Annotated in this window: 15 protein-coding genes; 11 read left to right on the top strand and 4 right to left on the bottom strand. The window is 62.0% G+C overall.

Annotation, left to right across the window (positions count from 1 at the left end; genetic code table 11):
• Positions 1–86 precede the first annotated feature (86 nt).
• The 7 genes from ispH (at position 87) to DU505_RS18375 (ending at position 5,589) form a co-directional block, all read left to right on the top strand.
• Complete coding sequence (gene ispH, locus DU505_RS18405; RefSeq protein ID WP_181872868.1) at positions 87–1,061, top strand: 4-hydroxy-3-methylbut-2-enyl diphosphate reductase; 975 nt, start codon at positions 87–89, stop codon at positions 1,059–1,061.
• 170 nt (positions 1,062–1,231) lie between these two features.
• Positions 1,232–1,642, top strand: coding sequence for a type IV pilin protein (locus DU505_RS18400; RefSeq protein ID WP_114480453.1), 411 nt, complete (start codon positions 1,232–1,234; stop codon positions 1,640–1,642).
• 5 nt (positions 1,643–1,647) lie between these two features.
• Positions 1,648–2,079: a GspH/FimT family pseudopilin gene (locus DU505_RS18395; RefSeq protein WP_114480452.1), complete on the top strand. Its 432-nt coding sequence runs from the start codon at positions 1,648–1,650 to the stop codon at positions 2,077–2,079.
• A gap of 8 nt (positions 2,080–2,087) precedes the next feature.
• Positions 2,088–2,495: a type IV pilus modification PilV family protein gene (locus tag DU505_RS18390; RefSeq protein ID WP_114480503.1), complete on the top strand. Its 408-nt coding sequence runs from the start codon at positions 2,088–2,090 to the stop codon at positions 2,493–2,495.
• Positions 2,492–3,064, top strand: a complete 573-nt coding sequence (locus DU505_RS18385; RefSeq protein ID WP_114480451.1) for a PilW family protein — start codon at positions 2,492–2,494, stop codon at positions 3,062–3,064. Before DU505_RS18390 ends, DU505_RS18385 begins: the two co-directional genes overlap by 4 nt.
• 31 nt (positions 3,065–3,095) lie before the next feature.
• Positions 3,096–4,217 carry a pilus assembly PilX family protein gene (locus tag DU505_RS18380; protein WP_181872867.1) on the top strand — a complete coding sequence of 374 codons (1,122 nt, stop codon included), beginning with the start codon at positions 3,096–3,098 and terminating at the stop codon, positions 4,215–4,217.
• 127 nt (positions 4,218–4,344) lie between these two features.
• Entirely contained in the window at positions 4,345–5,589 is a 1,245-nt protein-coding gene (locus DU505_RS18375) for a cation:proton antiporter domain-containing protein (RefSeq protein WP_114480449.1), read from the top strand.
• Between the two features lie 150 nt (positions 5,590–5,739).
• Here DU505_RS18375 and DU505_RS18370 read toward each other — a convergent pair whose 3' ends face one another.
• From DU505_RS18370 to DU505_RS18360, 3 genes are all read right to left on the bottom strand, one after another.
• A complete protein-coding gene (locus tag DU505_RS18370) occupies positions 5,740–6,048 on the bottom strand; it encodes a hypothetical protein (RefSeq protein ID WP_114480448.1) in 309 nt (102 codons plus the stop codon).
• A gap of 277 nt (positions 6,049–6,325) precedes the next feature.
• Positions 6,326–7,576: a ribonucleotide-diphosphate reductase subunit beta gene (locus tag DU505_RS18365; RefSeq protein WP_114480447.1), complete on the bottom strand. Its 1,251-nt coding sequence runs from the start codon at positions 7,574–7,576 to the stop codon at positions 6,326–6,328.
• A gap of 73 nt (positions 7,577–7,649) precedes the next feature.
• Positions 7,650–10,550, bottom strand: coding sequence for a ribonucleoside-diphosphate reductase subunit alpha (locus DU505_RS18360; protein WP_114480446.1), 2,901 nt, complete (start codon positions 10,548–10,550; stop codon positions 7,650–7,652).
• 338 nt (positions 10,551–10,888) lie between these two features.
• Between DU505_RS18360 and DU505_RS18355 the strand changes: the two genes are divergently transcribed.
• Positions 10,889–11,602: a winged helix-turn-helix domain-containing protein gene (locus tag DU505_RS18355; RefSeq protein WP_114480445.1), complete on the top strand. Its 714-nt coding sequence runs from the start codon at positions 10,889–10,891 to the stop codon at positions 11,600–11,602.
• A 3-nt stretch (positions 11,603–11,605) separates the two neighbouring features.
• Entirely contained in the window at positions 11,606–13,237 is a 1,632-nt protein-coding gene (locus DU505_RS18350; protein ID WP_114480444.1) for an ATP-binding protein, read from the top strand.
• Here DU505_RS18350 and DU505_RS18345 read toward each other — a convergent pair.
• Positions 13,224–14,138: a LysR family transcriptional regulator gene (locus tag DU505_RS18345; protein WP_114480443.1), complete on the bottom strand. Its 915-nt coding sequence runs from the start codon at positions 14,136–14,138 to the stop codon at positions 13,224–13,226. The two genes, DU505_RS18350 and DU505_RS18345, sit on opposite strands and share 14 nt — an antisense overlap.
• Positions 14,139–14,239: 101 nt before the next feature.
• Between DU505_RS18345 and metE the strand changes: the two genes are divergently transcribed.
• Entirely contained in the window at positions 14,240–16,540 is a 2,301-nt protein-coding gene (gene metE / locus DU505_RS18340; RefSeq protein ID WP_114480442.1) for a 5-methyltetrahydropteroyltriglutamate--homocysteine S-methyltransferase, read from the top strand.
• Between the two features lie 111 nt (positions 16,541–16,651).
• A complete protein-coding gene (locus DU505_RS18335; protein WP_114480441.1) occupies positions 16,652–17,380 on the top strand; it encodes an MliC family protein in 729 nt (242 codons plus the stop codon).
• Positions 17,381–17,679 lie beyond the last annotated feature (299 nt).

Here is a 17,679-nt window from a genome sequence, read left to right as displayed (position 1 = left end):
AATGTCAGTGTTTTGCCTGCCGCCGAGATAGCCCCGGAATGAATTACCAATATTCGATGCTCCTGACGCATCAAGGCGACGTAACCATGCAAGCTAACTCCGTGCGAATCAGGCTGGCCAATCCCCGCGGCTTCTGCGCCGGCGTCGATCGCGCCATCGAGATCGTCAACCGGGCGCTGGATGTCTTCGGCCCGCCCATCTACGTGCGTCACGAAGTGGTGCACAACCGCTTCGTGGTCGACACCCTGCGCGAGCGCGGCGCCGTCTTCGTCGAGGAGCTCCACGAGGTGCCCGATGACGTCATCGTCATCTTCTCCGCCCACGGCGTCTCCCGCGCCGTGCAGGAGGATGCCGAACGCCGCGGCCTCAAGGTGTTCGATGCTACCTGCCCGCTGGTCACCAAGGTGCATCTGGAGGTGTTGCGTTATGCCAGGCGTGGCCAGGAGTGCATCCTGATCGGCCACGCCGGCCATCCCGAGGTGGAAGGCACCATGGGGCGCTACGACACCAGCCATGGCGGTGAGATCTACCTGGTCGAGGATGAGGCCGATGTCGAACGGCTCCAGGTCAAGGACCCGTCGCGGCTCTCCTTCGTCACCCAGACGACCCTCTCCATGGATGACACCGCCCGAGTGATCGACGCACTGCGCAAGAAGTTTCCCGAGATCGAGGGGCCGCGCAAGGATGACATCTGCTACGCCACTCAGAATCGCCAGGATGCCGTGCGCGAGCTGGCGGTCGGCAGCGACCTGCTGCTGGTGGTGGGCAGCCCCAACAGCTCCAACTCCAATCGACTGCGTGAACTGGCCGAGCGGATCGGCACACCGGCCTACCTGATCGACGATGCCGGGCAGATCGAGCCCGACTGGCTCAAGGGCGTCGCGACCATCGGCATCACTGCGGGGGCCAGCGCGCCGGAAGTGCTGGTCAAGGGCGTGATCGAGCGGCTACAGAGCCTGGGTGCCGAGGCGCCGGAGGAGCTTGCCGGACGGGAAGAGACCATCACCTTCTCGATGCCCCGCGAACTGCGTGAGCGCGTGATCATCAGCGATTCGCTATGATGATGGCAATGGATGACAAAACTGGTACTGTTACTATTAGGTAATCATTCGTTCGCGTAGGCAGGGAAGCCGGGCAAAGCCCGGCTTTTTTCATGACACACCTAGCAGACGGGGGTGTCATGATACATACTGAAACCAAATGTAACCGAAACGAGGAGGGCCGGCGACTGATGAAGCAAGCCATCCACGGCCGCTCCCGAGCCGCCACAGGCAGCATCCGAGCCAGCGCCGGTTTCACGCTCATCGAACTGATGATAGCGGTAGCCGTGATCGGCATCCTGGCAGCGATTGCGATACCTAGCTATCAGGGATATGTGGAGCGGGCGACGCGTACGGATGCTCATGCGGGGCTGATGGAGGCGGCCGGTCAACTCGAGCGGTGCTACACGGTCAACAACTCCTATGCGAGCTGTAGCGTGATCTCCGACTCACCCGATGACAACTACGGCATTACGCTGACGAGCGCGGCCGCAACCTACACCTTGACCGCCACGCTCAAAGGCGGCCGTGGTCCCGACGGCTGCTCGGGGGCCTTGACCCTGAACCACCAAGGGGTGAGAAGCCCTGCGGACTGCTGGTGAAAGCCATGAAAAGTACCGGCTTCACGTTGATCGAGCTGTTGGTCACGATCGCGGTGATGGCCATCATGGCCACCATCGCCGTGCCGGGCTTTCAGAGCATGATGGCGAGCAACCGATTGGCTGGCGATTATAACGAGGTGCTGTCGGGGCTCAACTACGCCAGAAGCGAAGCGATCAAGCGGCGAGATAATGTCTCTTTCCAGATTGATGATGATGGTGGAGCTTGGGTTTATGAAGTCAATGCGGGCGGAAAGGATCTCGTGATCCGTCAAGGGCGAGATCGGCGTGTAGAAGTATCTAATGTGACAGTGGTTTTTAATTCTCTTGGCCGGCGCGAAAGCTGTACTCCTACTGATTGTGAAATCGCTATTGCCCAAGGTGATGATAATCGCAAGATGAAGGTTAGCACCACCGGGCGTATCGGGAAGTCGCCATGAGGGTTTCGATGAAGGGCAACCGTTCACAGATAGGCTTTACGCTGATCGAGGCGCTGATTGCTCTGGTGGTACTCTCCATCGGGCTGCTGGGCGTGGCGGCCATGCAGCTCAAGGCCTTGCAGAGCGCCCATATGGGTTATCAGCGCTCGGTGGTGAGCCTGGCGGCTATCGACGCCCAGGAAAGGGCATGGGAAAAACTATCTAAATCGAATCCTAAAACATGCCCAAGCGATAGCGATATTGAAGGTGATTGGAAAACGGAGTGGTTTGGCAAGATTTTAGCTGATGCAGGAAGTAGCATAGTTTCACCTAGCAATTGCAATTATATAGTAACTATTGCTTGGCAGGAGGGGCGATTCATGGATGAAGAGGACCTAGAACCATTTATTTATCTCTTCAGGCTTCCTGAGCTATGAATCGTCGACACGGGCCAAGCGTTTTTCCAAGCCTGGACGGCGTCCTGCTATCTAGGCATCAGCGGGGTTTCAGCCTGATTGAGCTGATGGTGGCGCTGGTGATTGGTCTGATCATTATCCTAGGCGCAGGCCAGCTTTTTCTGATGGGCTTCCAGACCTTTCGTCAGACCGAGCTGATGGGCAACAAGCAGGCGGCGCTTACCTTTGCCACTGAAATGTTGATTCGTGATATTCGACGAGCGAATACCATAAACGATGATTCAGTCTTTAATTTGGTAGTGCCTAATAATGGCGACCTTGCTTCTTGTGGTTCTGGGGCTAATGTTACAAAGGAATATTGGGTCGAAGAATTTAATGGCGAGAACACTCTCATGCTGAAGGTAGGCTGTCCAACGGTGCCAGAATTTACCGAGCCATTGGTCGGAGGTTTTGTTTCGGGTGGATTCCCTATGCCGAGTAGCTTGGGAGATGGAGTCTGGGAGCTAGTTTTTCGCCTTGAGTCAGGAGTGGCTGATAATCCTGATGAATTCACTTTTCATGCAGTGAATCGGAATGCCGCAGTTAATTGAATATAATTATATTTTGTGCCGGGAGGTTGTTATGAAAAGGCAAAGAGGCGCAGCTTTGGTTGTTGTCCTTTCTCTTTTGACAATGTCGCTGATGCTAGGACTTTCTGGCATGCAGTCTTCAATCCTCGACGAGCGGTTGGCAGGCAATTACAAAGCCACTACAGAAGCACAAATGAATGCTGAATTAGGCGCATCTGAATTTATGGCATGGCTGAAAAGTGAAGGGTGGCCAACTACTAGTAGTGAAGAAGAGTCTTGGGATGGGCACGCTGCTCTTGCAGCAGCAGGCAATAGATATGAAGTCATTGAGCCAGTGATCTGGGGTGCGAGCTCTGTGGAGGTCAGGGTTCAAGGCCTGTCAGGCCAACAGTCAAGAGCCTTTTTAGATACTGTTTTTGCGAGAGTGCCTCCCGATTTTATCAAAGCTAATGGTGCATATACCTGTTACGGAACTAATTGTTCTGTTTCCACTGGTTCAGGTCAGGCGAGTAGTTCTATTAATGGGCGTGATCATATTGTAGGAGAAGCAGGCTGCAGTATAAAAGGAAGTAATACGCCTGAGATAAATACAAGCGGTCAAGATAGGGCTGGTTTAATCATACCTGACGGTATCTATTCCGAGGGTGGAAAAGGGGATAATATCGATGGTGATCCTCCCGTTGTGTCGAGCGAGTCTGGCTATGAAGAATTGGCATATGCTGAAGATCTTACTATTTCTGAAGCTGAGGCGGAGTTGGATCAGTTCATAGATGATCTTCTGAGTGGCGGTAAGGTGGCCATGAACCCAGGGCAGGTCTCTGGTCTCAGCAATATTGCTTACGCGGGTGTTAATGAAACTATTGAAATAAATAGTGATTCCGGGGGGATTATTATTTTAGAGGGTGGCACCTTAGAGTTCAAGCAAGGTAACGCTTGTTTTGCTGGTTTGGTTATTGCTAGGCAAGGCATCGACGGCAGCGACTCTCAGGTAGTAGTTCCTCCTACTATCGATGGTAAAGGGACGAGTGCAATAGTCGGTGCCGTTATTGGTAAAAGTATGGAATACACAGGTAACGGAACGCCGAGCGTTTATTACAGCTCTATGGCGTTAGATTTTTTTGCTGGTGGCTCCATCGGAGATTCTATTTCAATTACCACATGGCAGAATGATTGAATACTCCTTGTAGTCGTGCAATTTAATCGCTGCGCAGCCCTCACCTCCCCACCTCCCCACCGCCCCTTGTACTACCGGCAACCCGCGCTACGTTTGAAAGGAGGCCGAAGGTCACAGGGAGTGAACCATGCAAGAGATCAATGTCGTCTTGGCCGTCGTGGGAGGCTTGGTGCTGGTCGTCGGGCTGCTGTCGCGCCCGCTGGAGCGCACCTGGCTTACGGGACCCCTGTTGGCATTCGTGCTGGGTGTGGCACTCAGTCCCCAGGGAGCCGGGGTGCTGGATCCGGCCGGCTGGGGTGACGAAAAGAAACTGTTCGAGGAGACGGCGCGCTTCACCCTGGGCATCAGCCTGATGGGCATCGCCCTGCGCCTGCCGCCTCGCTATCCCTTCGTTCATTGGCGCTCTCTTCTGATACTGCTCGCCGTTGCCATGCCGGCCATGTTTCTGGTCAGCTCGCTGCTGACGCACTGGGTCATGGGCCTGCCGCTGTTGATGGCTTTGCTGGTCGGCGGCACCATCTGCGCCACCGACCCGGTAGTGGCGTCTTCTATCGTTACCGGCGGGGTGGCCAAAGAAAACCTCCCCAACGGGTATCGGCACCTGCTTTCGATCGAATCCGGCGCCAATGATGGTCTAGCCTATCCCCTGGTTCTGCTGCCGATCTTGCTGTTGTCCTTCCCTGCCGGCGACGTCTGGCTCGACTGGTTCGGCAGGGTCTGGCTGTGGGAGGTCGGCGGGGGCGTGCTCATCGGGATCGCACTTGGCTGGGCGGCAGGGCGGGCATTGCAGTGGTCTGAGCAGCGTGGCTTTCTCGACCAGCCTTCCTTTCTCTCCATTACCCTGGCGCTGACGATCCTGGTGCTGGGGTTGGGCTCGCTGCTGGATACCAACAGCATTCTTGGCGTGTTCGCCGCTGGCCTGGCCTTCGACCAGGAGGTGGGCGGCAAGGAGCGCAGCGAGGAGGACAACGTACAGGAGGCGGTCAATATCCTGCTGACCCTGCCGGTCTTTGTCTTCTTCGGCCTGATAACGCCCTGGTCCGAGTGGCTGGCACTGGGGTGGGAAGGGCTGATATTGGCGCTACTCGTGCTGATGCTGCGCCGCCTGCCGGTGATACTGCTGCTGCGACCGTGGCTACCGCCGTTACGCGACTGGCCGATCGCCTGGATCATGGGATGGTTCGGCCCGATCGGTATCTCCGCCCTCTACTACGCAACGCTGATCTCCAGCCGCACGGGCTACGATATCGCCTGGACGCTTGGTAGCCTTATCGCCCTCGCCTCGATGATCGTTCATGGCATCAGCGCCACCCCCCTCGCCAGACTGTACGGCCGCCTGGAGACGAAGAGGCGAGGAGCCGGCAACGAGTGATATCGTGATATCGGACGAACCTTACCTGAATGGCTGGCTGCGAACTCTAGTGCACGTGAACCGGAAGGCAAGGGGCTAGCGCCCTTGGGGAAGGCGATTCGGGCGCAAGTTGGCCGGGAGCACCCGGTCAACTTGCGGCGCTTGTGATGACTAGGGCATGTGATGAGTCCTGCCGCGGGTGAAGCGAACCGGCGGACTGTACTTCTCGCCGGCGGGTGCCCGCTCCGGGGCGGGGCGGACACGCCAGCCGCGCGAGGTCGCCCACTCCTTCAGCTCTCGGTAGTTGAGTAGCGGATAGTCCCCCGAGTAGGGATTGGGGGACGACGACGGGAAGGCGAAGGCCACATGGGGATAGTGGGCGAAGGCGTCTTCGCTGTCATGGGCGGCGAGTGCTCGATCCAGGGCGGTCTGCCAGGCCCGGGAGTCGCGACGTGCTTCAGCGGATCGCGTTGCATGCATCGGATTGTCCTCGGTTGGTTCGTCGGGAGAGAGGCGTCACCCGGGTATGGGCGTTGCCAGGGTTGAAGAAAAACGCCCCGCCCGTTGCCGGGAGGGGCGTCGCCTCAGCTCGAGGGTGGCTTCTTATAGTAGCCGGGGATTCTTACCCTCTCCCCGTTAGGAAGATCGCGTACATGCGTGGGCACGTAGACGCGTTTGATGACACTTCTCGATTCGGTCATGTTGCTTCCTCCCAAGCTTGCCACTATCGGGGATTCCCCCCGCTTGCCAGTCCCGGTCAATCCCAGCTCAGCGCGCCACCCACCTGATATTCCGTGACGCGGGTCTCGAAGAAATTCTTCTCCTTGCGCAGGTCGATGATCTCGCTCATCCAGGGGAAGGGGTTCTGCGCGCCGGGATACTGCTCCTTGAGGCCGATCTGGGCCAGGCGGCGGTTGCAGATGAAGCGCAGGTACTCCTCCATGATCGCCGCGTTCATGCCCAGCACCCCGCGGGGCATGGTGTCGCGGGCATAGGCGATCTCGAGCTCGGTGCCCTCGAGGATCATCTGTGTCACCTCGTCCTGGAACTCGGCCGTCCACAGGTGCGGGTTCTCGATCTTGATCTGGTTGATCATGTCGACGCCGAAGTTCAGATGCATCGACTCGTCACGCAGGATGTACTGGAACTGCTCGGCCACACCGGTCATCTTGTTGCGCCGCCCCATGGAGAGGATCTGGCTGAAGCCGCAGTAGAAGAAGATGCCTTCGGTGACGCAGTAGAAGGCCACCAGGTTGCGCAGCAGCTCCTGGTCGGTCTCCGGGGTGCCGGTGTTGAAGTCGGCGCGCGCCAGTGACTGGGTGTGCTTGAGGCTCCAGGCCGACTTGGCGGCCACGGAGGGCACCTCGCGGTACATGTTGAAGACCGCACCCTCGTCCATGCCCAGCGACTCCACGCAATACTGGTAGGCGTGGGTGTGGATGGCCTCCTCGAAGGCCTGGCGCAGCAGGTACTGCCGGCATTCGGGGTTGGTGATCAGGCGGTAGAGCGCCAGCACCAGGTTATTGGCCACCAGCGAGTCGGCGGTGGAGAAGTAGCCGAGGCTGCGTTCGACGATACGCCGCTCGTCCGCGGTGAGCCCATCCTGGCTCTTCCACAGGGCGATGTCGGCGTTCATGTTCACTTCCTGGGGCATCCAATGGTTGGCGCTGCCGTCCAGGTACTTCTGCCAGGCCCATTCGTACTTGAACGGCACAAGCTGGTTCAAGTCGGCGCGGGCGTTGATCATCTGCTTGTCGCTGACCTCGATGCGCGCCGCACCCATCTCCAGTTCCTCGAGGCCGGCGGCAACGTCGAGCTCCTCCAGCGACTTGCGGGCGCGCTCGATGCGGTCGGCCTCGGCGATCACGTAGTTCCCGCCGGCTTCCTGGACCTCGCCGGCTTCAGCCGGGGCGCTCGGCTCCGCCTTGGCGCCGGGCGGCGGTGTTGCCGGTGCCGGCTTGTCGGCAACGGCGGTCTCGTCTTCGTTGAATTCGTCCCAGTTCAGCATCTATTTCTCTCCGGTATGTGGTCCGGCTGCCTGCAGGCGCGCGGTTTGCCGCGCTCCTGCAGGGGGTGTCGTGTTACTGGCAGGCTTCGCAGCCCAGATCATCGATTTCGGAGGCGCTGGGCGCGCGTGAACCGCTGCCCGCCTTGCCGCTCAGAAAGTCCTCTATACCCCGCGGCTCGGACGCGGCCGGCGCGGCGGGTGTCGGGGTCGGTTCCGGCGCACCGCCGTTGCTCACGGCGTTCAGAGTGCCGCGCTCCACGGTGGACTTCTCCACCGAGGTGGCGCCCAGGGCGCGCAGGTAGTAGGTGGTCTTCAGGCCACGGAACCAGGCCATACGATAGGTCACGTCGAGCTTCTTGCCGGAAACCCCCTTGATGTAGAGGTTCAGAGACTGGGCCTGGTCGATCCACTTCTGGCGACGGGAGGCGGCCTCGACCAGCCACTTGGGCTCCACCTCGAAGGCGGAGGCGTACTTCGCCTTGAGGTCATCCGGCACCCGGTCGATGGGCTGGACGCTGCCGTCGTAGTACTTGAGGTCGTTGATCATCACCTCGTCCCACAGGCCGCGCTCCTTGAGGTCATTGACCATGAAGGCGTTGACCACGGTGAACTCGCCGGAGAGATTCGACTTCACATAGAGGTTCTGATACGTCGGCTCGATGGACTGGGTGACGCCGCAGATGTTGGAGATGGTCGCCGTGGGGGCAATGGCCATCACATTGGAGTTGCGCATGCCCTGCTTGGCGACCTTGTTGCGGATACGTCCCCAGTCCTGGGTGCTCGAGGTGTCGACCTCGATGTACTGCTCGCCGCGTTCGACCCTGAGCTTCTCGATGGAGTCGATGGGCAGCACACCCTGGCTCCAGAGCGAACCGTCGAAGCTTTCGTAGCGGCCGCGTTCGGCGGCGAGATCACTGGAAGCCTCGATGGCGTGGTAGCTGACCAGCTCCATGGAACGGTCGGCGAACTCGATGGCTCCGTCGCTGGCGTAGGCGATGCCCAGGGCGTAGAGCGCATCCTGGAAGCCCATGATGCCCAGCCCCACCGGACGGTGCTTGAAGTTGGAATTGCGCGCCTGGGGCACCGCGTAGTAGTTGATGTCGATGACGTTATCGAGCATCCGCACCGCGGTGCGTACCGTCTTGCCCAGCTTCTCGTTGTCGAGCTTGCCGTCGGTCACGTGCTGGGCCAGGTTGACCGAACCCAGGTTGCACACCGCGATCTCGTCGACGCTGGTGTTGAGCGTGATCTCGGTGCACAGGTTGGAGGAGTGCACCACGCCGGCGTGCTGCTGGGGGCTGCGCAGGTTGCAGGGGTCCTTGAAGGTGATCCAGGGATGGCCCGTCTCGAACAGCATCGAGAGCATCTTGCGCCACAGGTCCTTGGCGCGGACCCGCTTGTAGAGCTTGAGCTGGCCGCTGTAGGTCATCGCCTCGTACTCCTCATAGCGCTTCTCGAAGGCGGCGCCGTAGAGGTCGTGGAGGTCCGGACAGTTGGAGGGTGAGAAGAGCGTCCACTCCTTGTCGTCGAAGACCCGCTTCATGAACAGATCCGGGACCCAGTTGGCGGTGTTCATGTCATGGGCGCGGCGACGGTCGTCACCGGTGTTCTTGCGCAGGTCGAGGAACTCCTCGACGTCCAGGTGCCAGGTCTCCAGGTAGGCGCAGACCGCCCCCTTGCGCTTGCCGCCCTGGTTCACCGCCACCGCGGTGTCATTGACCACCTTGAGGAAAGGCACCACGCCCTGGCTCTTGCCGTTGGTGCCCTTGATGTAGGAGCCCAGGGCGCGCACCGGCGTCCAGTCGTTGCCCAGGCCGCCGGCCCACTTGGAGAGCAGGGCGTTGTCGCGGATGGCACTGTAGATGCCATCCAGGTTGTCGGGCACGGTGGTGAGGTAGCAGGAGGAGAGCTGGCTACGCACGGTGCCGGCGTTGAACAGCGTCGGCGTGGAGGCCATGTAGTCGAAGCTGGAGAGCAGCTCGTAGAATTCGATGGCGCGGGCTTCGCGGTCGTCTTCATTCAGCGAGAGGCCCATGGCGACGCGCATGAACATCACCTGGGGCAGCTCGTAGCGCACGTCGTCGCGGTGGATGAAGTAGCGATCGTAGAGGGTCTGCAGGCCCAGGTAGGTGAAGGCGTTGTCGCGGGTATGGTCCAGCGCGTCGCCCAGACGCTCCAGATCGAACTCGGCGAGCCTGGGGTCGAGCTGCTCGAACTCGATTCCACGGGCCACGTAGGCGTGGAAGGCGGGCTTGTAGAGCTCGGCCATCTCGCCGAAGGTGGCTTCCTCGGCCACGCCCAGGAACGACAGCGCCTCGCGGCGCAGGTTGTCCTGCAGCAGGCGGGCGGTGACGTAGGTGTAGTTGGGGTCCTTCTCCACCAGGGTGCGGGCGGTCATCATCAGCGCCTGGGAGACGCCATCGACGGTAACGCCGTCGTAGAGGTTCTTCAGTGCCTCTTCGACGATGCGGTTGGGGTCGACGTTGGCCAGCTCCGCGCAGGCATCGAACACCAGGGTCTCGATGCGGCCCAGGTCGAGCGGGCGGCGGCTGCCATCGAGGGCGGTGACGTTGAGCGTGGGGTGGGGCTTCTCGATATCATCGCCGGCAGCGGCCCGGGCCCGAGCGTGGGCTTCACGATAGAGGACGTAGGCCCGGGCGACCTTCTGTTCGCCGGCACGCATCAGCGCCAGTTCGACCTTGTCCTGGATGTCCTCGATGTGAACCGTGCCGCCATCGGGCATACGACGCTGGAAGGTTTCGGCAATGGTGCGCGAGGCCTCGGCGACGAAATCACGTACCCGTGAGGAGGAGGCCGCATTGTCTCCCTCCACGGCAATGAAGGCCTTGGACATGGCCACGGCGATCTTGCTGACATCGAAGGCTGCCACGTCACCGGTACGCTTGATGACGCGCAGCGTCTGCGGTGCGGTGATGGACAGGCTGGCCGCATCGGGGGTCTGGAGCTGTTCCATGGTGGGGTGTTCCCTTCCTCTCGGGGCTTTTTATCGGGGGAAGATGTGCATTGACAGCAAGGGCATGACTTGCTAGTCGCACATCATCTTGTGGTTTCGTCGTTTATGGACACAAGATAGAGTGCTTTTTGGCAGTCATCAAGTGGATAACCTGTGTGTGGCCTGGTGACTTCCTGTGGCATTGTCGCGGACCGGGACTATGCTTCGCTGATCAGGCTGTTTGTACGCAATATCAACACAGGCATGCGAAATGGCATATTTCGGGTATCCTTGATGTAGATGGCGGGACAGGGCGTCCCGGAAATGCAAATGAATTGCCCAGCACGGGGATAACGAGGATGGAAGACAACCTGGAAAGCGGTGACATGGAACACGTGCTGATTATCGAGGATGACGTGCGCCTGGCCGAACTCACGCGTGACTATCTGGAGGCCAATGGCTTTCAGGTGACCGTGGAGTCCGAGGGCTCGCGAGGCGTTGAGCAGATCCTGACCCTGCAGCCGGATCTGGTGATCCTCGATTTGATGCTGCCGGGTGAAGATGGCCTGTCGATCTGTCGACGGGCCAGGCCCGACTATAACGGCCCGATTCTCATGCTGACGGCACGCACCGACGATATGGATCAGGTGCTGGGGCTGGAGATGGGGGCCGATGACTACGTCCCCAAGCCCGTTCAGCCCCGGGTGCTGCTGGCACGTATGCGTGCGTTGCTGCGGAGGGCGGACAACACCGAACAGGGTGGCGACGTGCGCCTCTCGTTCGGCAACCTGGACATCGATAGCGCCACCCGCGAAGCCTGGCTGGAAGGCGATCGCATCGACCTGACCAGCGCCGAGTTCGACCTGCTGTGGTTGTTGGCCAGCAATGCCGGGCGTGTTCTCACCCGCGAAGAGATCTTCAGCGACCTGCGTGGCATCAAGTACGACGGACAGGATCGTTCCATCGACGTGCGGGTATCGCGAATCCGTCCAAAGATCGGCGACGACCCCAATCATCCGCATCGTATCAAGACCGTGCGCAGCAAGGGTTACCTCTTCGTCAAGGACGCCTGAGCCATGCAGCGGTTCCTGGCCGATGGCACCTTCCTGCGCGTCTATCTGGCCTTGGCCATGGCGCTGCTGCTGACCTTCGGCCTGGCGCTGATGGGTCTGGCACTGGTCGATCGGGTGCGAATCGAACAGTACCGCGAGCAGCTGGCCGAAGCGCCGCTGCTGCTCTTGACCCAAAAGGTCGCCTCCCTGCCGGCGAACGAGCGTGGTGATTGGCTGACACAGCAATCTGACCGGCTGGACATGCGACTTTCCCTGCGTAGCCCCGACGACGCCGGCCTGGTCTGGTTCGAGCGGAGGCGTTTGCAGCGTGGCAGCGTCCTGGTCAAGCCGGACGAAGGCGAGAACTGGCGCATCTATCGCCGCATAGCCGGTGAATATCGGGTGCTCGAGGCACGCCTCTCCGGGCTCAATGAGCGCCAACTGCGTGGCCTTGCCCAGTTGCTGGGGGACTGGCTGGCCGAGGTGGAAGGCGAGGCCCGCCAGCAGCGGCTGGCCAGGGTAACCACCGACACCCTTCCGGTTCAGCTCAGCGACCTGGCCCCGGAGGGGCTCGACAGCCACCAGCTCTCGCGCCTGCGAGAGGGCGAACTGGTCATCCGCCTGCTGCCAGGCCACTGGGCATTGACGGTCTATCTGGCCGTGCCCGCGCAGGATGGCAGCCGGCAGTGGTTATCGATCGGCCCGGTCTCGGCCCTGGAGCCGACGCCCATCTCCCTCCTGTTTCTGGTATTGGTGATCATGCTGGCCGTGCTAGCAGCGATCATCTACCTTATCGTGCGTGGCGTCGAGGCTCGTCTGGCGCGGCTGGAACTGGCCGCCGGCCGCATTGCCAGCGGTCGGCTCGACACCCGGGTCAAGGTCGACGGCGGTGGCTTCATCGGCCGGGTGGGCATGGCCTTCAACGCAATGGCGGCGCAGGTACAGTCGCTGCTGCGCTCCCAGCAGGAGATGATTCGCGCCGTATCCCATGAATTGCGCACACCCGTCGCCCGGATTCGCTTTGCCGTGCAGATGGTCGAGGACATGACCGACGACCCGGCCGTCCATCGGCAGCTGCATGGCATCGACGGCGATATCGAGGAGCTCGACCAGCTCATCGATGAGATCCTGACCTATGCCCGGCTCGACAGCGGCATCGTCAACGGTGCCGAGCTGCAGCGTGCCGTCGTCGACTGCCGCGCCATGGCCAGGCGGGTGCTCGATACCCTGGCCCCCCTGCACGGCCACCTTCGCCTGGAGCTGGCGCCCGGCCCCGAGGTGGAGGCCATTGCCGATTCGCGCTATCTGCAGCGGGCGCTGCAGAACCTGGTGGCCAATGCCTGCCGACACGCCCGTTCCCGTGTGCTGGTACGCCTTACGTTGGAGGCACGGCTGGTGCGGCTGGATATCGAGGATGATGGCCCGGGTATCCCGGAGAGCGAGCGTCAGGCCATCTTCAAGCCCTTCGCCCGGCTCGATGACAGCCGCACGCGTCGCTCGGGCGGCTATGGACTGGGGCTCTCCATCGTCCAGAAGGTCATGGCTTGGCACGGCGGCAGCGTGGTAGTGGACGACAGCCAGGAGCTGGGGGGCGCGCGCTTCTCGTTGCTGCTGCCAATCCCCAGGGAGACAGCGTTGCCCGTCAAGCCGGCCTGATGCCTTCCAGTACTGCGAACGACGTCTCCCGGGCGGTGCGCAGGAAGTCCTCCATCCAGGGCTGGTCGCGGCTCTCTTCCCGAATGGCGGCATACAGCGTGCTCCACATCCCCTCTTCGCCCAGTGCCACCGCCTTCACATAGTCCCGTTCCAGGTACTCGGTCAACGCCCAGTTGGGCAGCGCGCAGACCCCGCGTCCACTGGCGACCAGCTGCATCATCATGATGGTCAACTCGGCCGTACGAAGCTCTCGTGGCCTGACCCCGGCGGGGTCGAGGAACTGGGTAAAGACATCCAGCCGGCTGTGCTCCACCGGGTAGGTGATCAGCGTCTCTTCGGCGAGGTCCTGGGGAAAGACGAAGGCGCGGTCGGCCAGAGGGTGCTGGCGAGCCACCGCCAGCAGGCCCTGATAGCGGAACAGCGGCTCGTAGTAGACCCCGGGCAGTGTCTGCGGGTCGGCGGTGATCACCAGGTCGAGCTGCTCCCGGGCCAGCGCTGGCAGCGGGTCGAAGTGGTGGCCGCCGGGGATGTCGATCTCGACCTCTGGCCAGTGATCGCGGAAGTGATCGATGGTCGGCATCAGCCATTGGAAGCAGCTGTGGCATTCGATGGCCATGTGCAGACGCCCTGGCTCATGGCCGACCAGCCTCGCCAGGTCCCTCTCGGCCATGCGCACCAGCGGCAGGACCTGCTCGGCCAGCGCCATCAGGCGCTGGCCCGCACGGGTGAACTCCACCGGGCGGGACTTGCGCACGAACAGCTGGCTACCCAGGCGCTCCTCCAGATCCTTGATCTGGTGCGAGAGCGCGGATTGGGTCAGGTGTACCCGTTCCGCGGCTTCCACCAGGGAGCCCGCGTCACGCAGGGCAATCAGGGTGCGCAGGTGGCGTAGTTCAAGCATGATGAATCCATTTCATGTTTTTGATTAGTATGTTTAGTTTGATTCACCAGGGGTGGCCGGCGAGACTGATCTGCATGCATTCATGCAGAAGAGACATCATCATGACATTAGCTCATATATCTGGCTATCCGCGAATCGGCGGCGGTCGCGAGCTGAAGCACGCCGTCGAGGCCTACTGGCGCGGTGAGATTGACCGCGAGGCGCTGGAGTCCACCGGACGCGAGCTTCGTCGCAACCACTGGCAGGTGCAACGAGAGGCGGGGCTCGATCTGATCACGGTGGGCGACTTCGCCTTCTACGACCACGTGCTCAACGTCTCCACGATGCTGGGCGCCGTGCCACCGCGGTTTGGTGCCGAGGAGGAAGTCGCCGCCGGCGAAGTCGACCTGGATACCACCTTCCGAATGGCGCGTGGCCGGGCCCCCAGCGGTGAGCCCGCCGCCGCCTGCGAAATGACCAAGTATTTCGATACCAACTACCACTACCTGGTACCTGAGCTGTACGTGGGGCAGCGCTTCCAGCTCGCCAGCAACCGGCTGTTCGACGAGGTGGCCGAGGCCCGTGACGCCGGTCACCCAGTCAAGGTGGTGTTGACCGGTCCCCTGACCTGGTTGTGGCTGGCCAAGGAGAAGGGCGACGAGGCGTTCGATCGCCTGTCGCTGCTCGATGCCGTGCTGCCGGTCTACGGCGAGATCCTGGCTCGGCTTGCCGACCAGGGGGTGACGTGGGTACAGCTCGATGAACCGGCCCTGGTCCAGGACCTGCCCCGGGAGTGGAAGCAGGCCTTCGAATCGGCCTACAACACGCTGCGTCGTGCGCCGGTCAAGCTGATGGTGGCGAGCTACTTCGGCGGGCTGGGCGACAACCTGCAGCTGGCCGTGAGCCTTCCGGTGGACGGCCTGCATATCGATGTGGTTCGCGATCCGGAGCAGCTGACCACGGTGATCGACAACCTGCCTGGCTACAAGGTGCTCTCGGTGGGGGCCATCGATGGCCGCAACATCTGGCGGGCCGACCTGGCGGTGCTGCGCGAGCGGCTCGCCAGTGCCCGCATGCGCCTGGGCGAGCGGCTCTGGGTGGCGCCCTCTTGCTCACTGCTGCATGTGCCGGTGGACCTGGACGCCGAGACCGATCTGGATGAGGAGCTCAGAAGCTGGTTCGCTTTTGCCCGCCAGAAGCTCGACGAGACGGTGACCCTGGCGCGGCTGCTGGGCAACCGCGCCACCGCCGAGGATCGCGTACGGCTCGAGGCCGCCACCGCGGCGCTGGACGCTCGCCGCGAATCGCCGCGGATCCACAAGCCGGCCGTGGCCGAGCGACTGGCACGCATCGGCGAGGGCGACACCCACCGTGCCGGCGCCTATCCGGAGCGGGCTCGGCAGCAGCGTCGTGCACTGGATCTACCGCTTTTCCCTACCACCACCATTGGCTCCTTTCCGCAGACCGGCGAGATTCGTGCGGCCCGGCGCGCCTTCAAGGCCGGCGAGCTGGGCCGTGATGACTATGAAGCGCGCATGCGCGACGAGATCGCCGATGCGGTGGTACGCCAGGAGCGGCTGGGGATCGACATGCTGGTGCATGGCGAGGCCGAGCGTAACGACATGGTGGAGTACTTCGGCGAGCAGCTCGACGGCTATGTCTTCACCCGCTACGGCTGGGTACAGAGCTATGGCTCACGCTGCGTCAAGCCGCCGGTGATCGTGGGCGACGTGGCGCGTCCGGCGGCGATGACGGTACGCTGGAGCGAGTATGCCCAGACGCTCACCGACAGGCCGATGAAGGGCATGCTCACGGGCCCCGTGACCATGCTGCAGTGGTCCTTCGTACGCGATGATCAGCCCCGCTCGACCACCTGTCGCCAGATCGCCCTGGCGCTGCGCGACGAGGTGGCCGACCTGGAGGCGGCGGGCATTCCGGCCATTCAGATCGACGAGCCGGCGCTGCGTGAAGGGCTGCCGCTGCGGCGCGGCGAATGGCAGGCCTATCTCGACTGGGCGGTGGCGTGTTTTCGCCTTACGGCCGCCGTGGCTCGGGATGAGACCCAGATCCACACCCACATGTGCTATTCGGAGTTCAATGACATCATCGCCGCCATCGCTGCCTTGGACGCCGACGTGATCACCATCGAGACGTCGCGCTCGGACATGGAGCTGCTCGATGTCTTCCAGGACTTCGCCTACCCCAACGAGATCGGCCCCGGGGTCTATGACATCCACTCGCCCAACATCCCCCAGGTGGACTGGATGGTGCAGCTGATGGAGAAGGCCGCCGAGCGTATCCCGGCCGAGCGGCTATGGGTCAACCCCGATTGCGGCCTCAAGACACGCGGCTGGGCGGAGGTGGAGCCGGCCCTGGCCAACATGGTCGAGGTGGCCCGGGAGCTGCGCCGGCGCCACGGCTGATCCAGCGATCGAGTCGAGCATGCTTCGATAGCAAGCGTGAAAACAGGCACCGCGGCCTTCGCCCCGGTGCCTGTTATGCTGTGCCCGGATCGACACGCCCAAGGAACTATCATGACGCTTCGTTTGCCTTTTTCCTTCCACCCAGTGCTGCTGGCTGCCGCTTCACTGCTGCTGGTCGGCTGCGCCGCCGCGCCCGTCGACGGGCCGCGCCCCGGCGTCAGTCAGGTCGACAGCACCGCGCCGCTGCTTCCCTCGTTGCTCTTTCCCGGCGGCGCCGAGCGCTTTGAGGCCTGGCGCTGCACGCCCCAGCAGGATCTGGTCACCGCCTTTGGCGAGCGCGAGCTACGGCTGTGGTCAGCACACGGCGCCTATCGCCTGACGCCAGCCGTGGTGGCCAGCGGTGCTCGCTACCAGCAGGGCGACCTCAGCTTCTGGAACAAAGGGGGAGATGCCGTGGTGGAGAGCGGGAACGGTCGTCTCGACTGCAGCGCTGCCATGGCGCGCTCTTCCTTGACCCGCGAGCAGCGCCCCGGGGTGATGTTCCATGGCCGCGGCAACGAGCCGGGCTGGCACGTCAATCTGGCGCATGACACCCCTGAATTGTCGCTGGTGCTGGATTACGGTGCCCGGGAGTTGACGCTGCCTTACCGCGTCACCGCCATGGACAACGCCGAGGGGCGCGTGACCCTGGCCAGCGGCCTGAGCGATCAGCCTTTCGAGCTCCGGCTGGAAGCGAGAGCCTGCTTCGATGACATGAGCGGCGAGCCGTTCCCTGCACGGGTCACACTGACCATCGATGGGCAGACGTTGAGGGGCTGTGGGCAAGGTATCTCGCCTTAAGCTTATTTCTGGTTCATCGCAGACTGGCGTGAAGTGGCAAGGGAAGTCATGGCCACGCTGTCGGAGCATCTTCAGATCGCGACTGGCGCCGTCAGGCGCCTTGGCGGAGACCGCCGCGCCAGCTATAGCCGTCAACATAGGCAACACCGCCGGGAGGCTTGCAGCCTCCAGTCGTGAGCTAAAGCTACTTATATGGACCCGTCCCGTTGTGCAAGCCCGAAACGTATCGGCGGGGGTGAGACTGCACGCTTATATCCGGCCTGTCAGCGGCACAGCATCGGTGCCTGGCCATGATGGAA

The sequence above is a fragment of the Billgrantia montanilacus genome (assembly GCF_003336675.1).
GTDB lineage: Bacteria > Pseudomonadota > Gammaproteobacteria > Pseudomonadales > Halomonadaceae > Halomonas > Halomonas montanilacus.
Note: the sequence above shows the minus strand (reverse complement) of the source record. Positions and strands in the feature narration are given on the sequence as shown.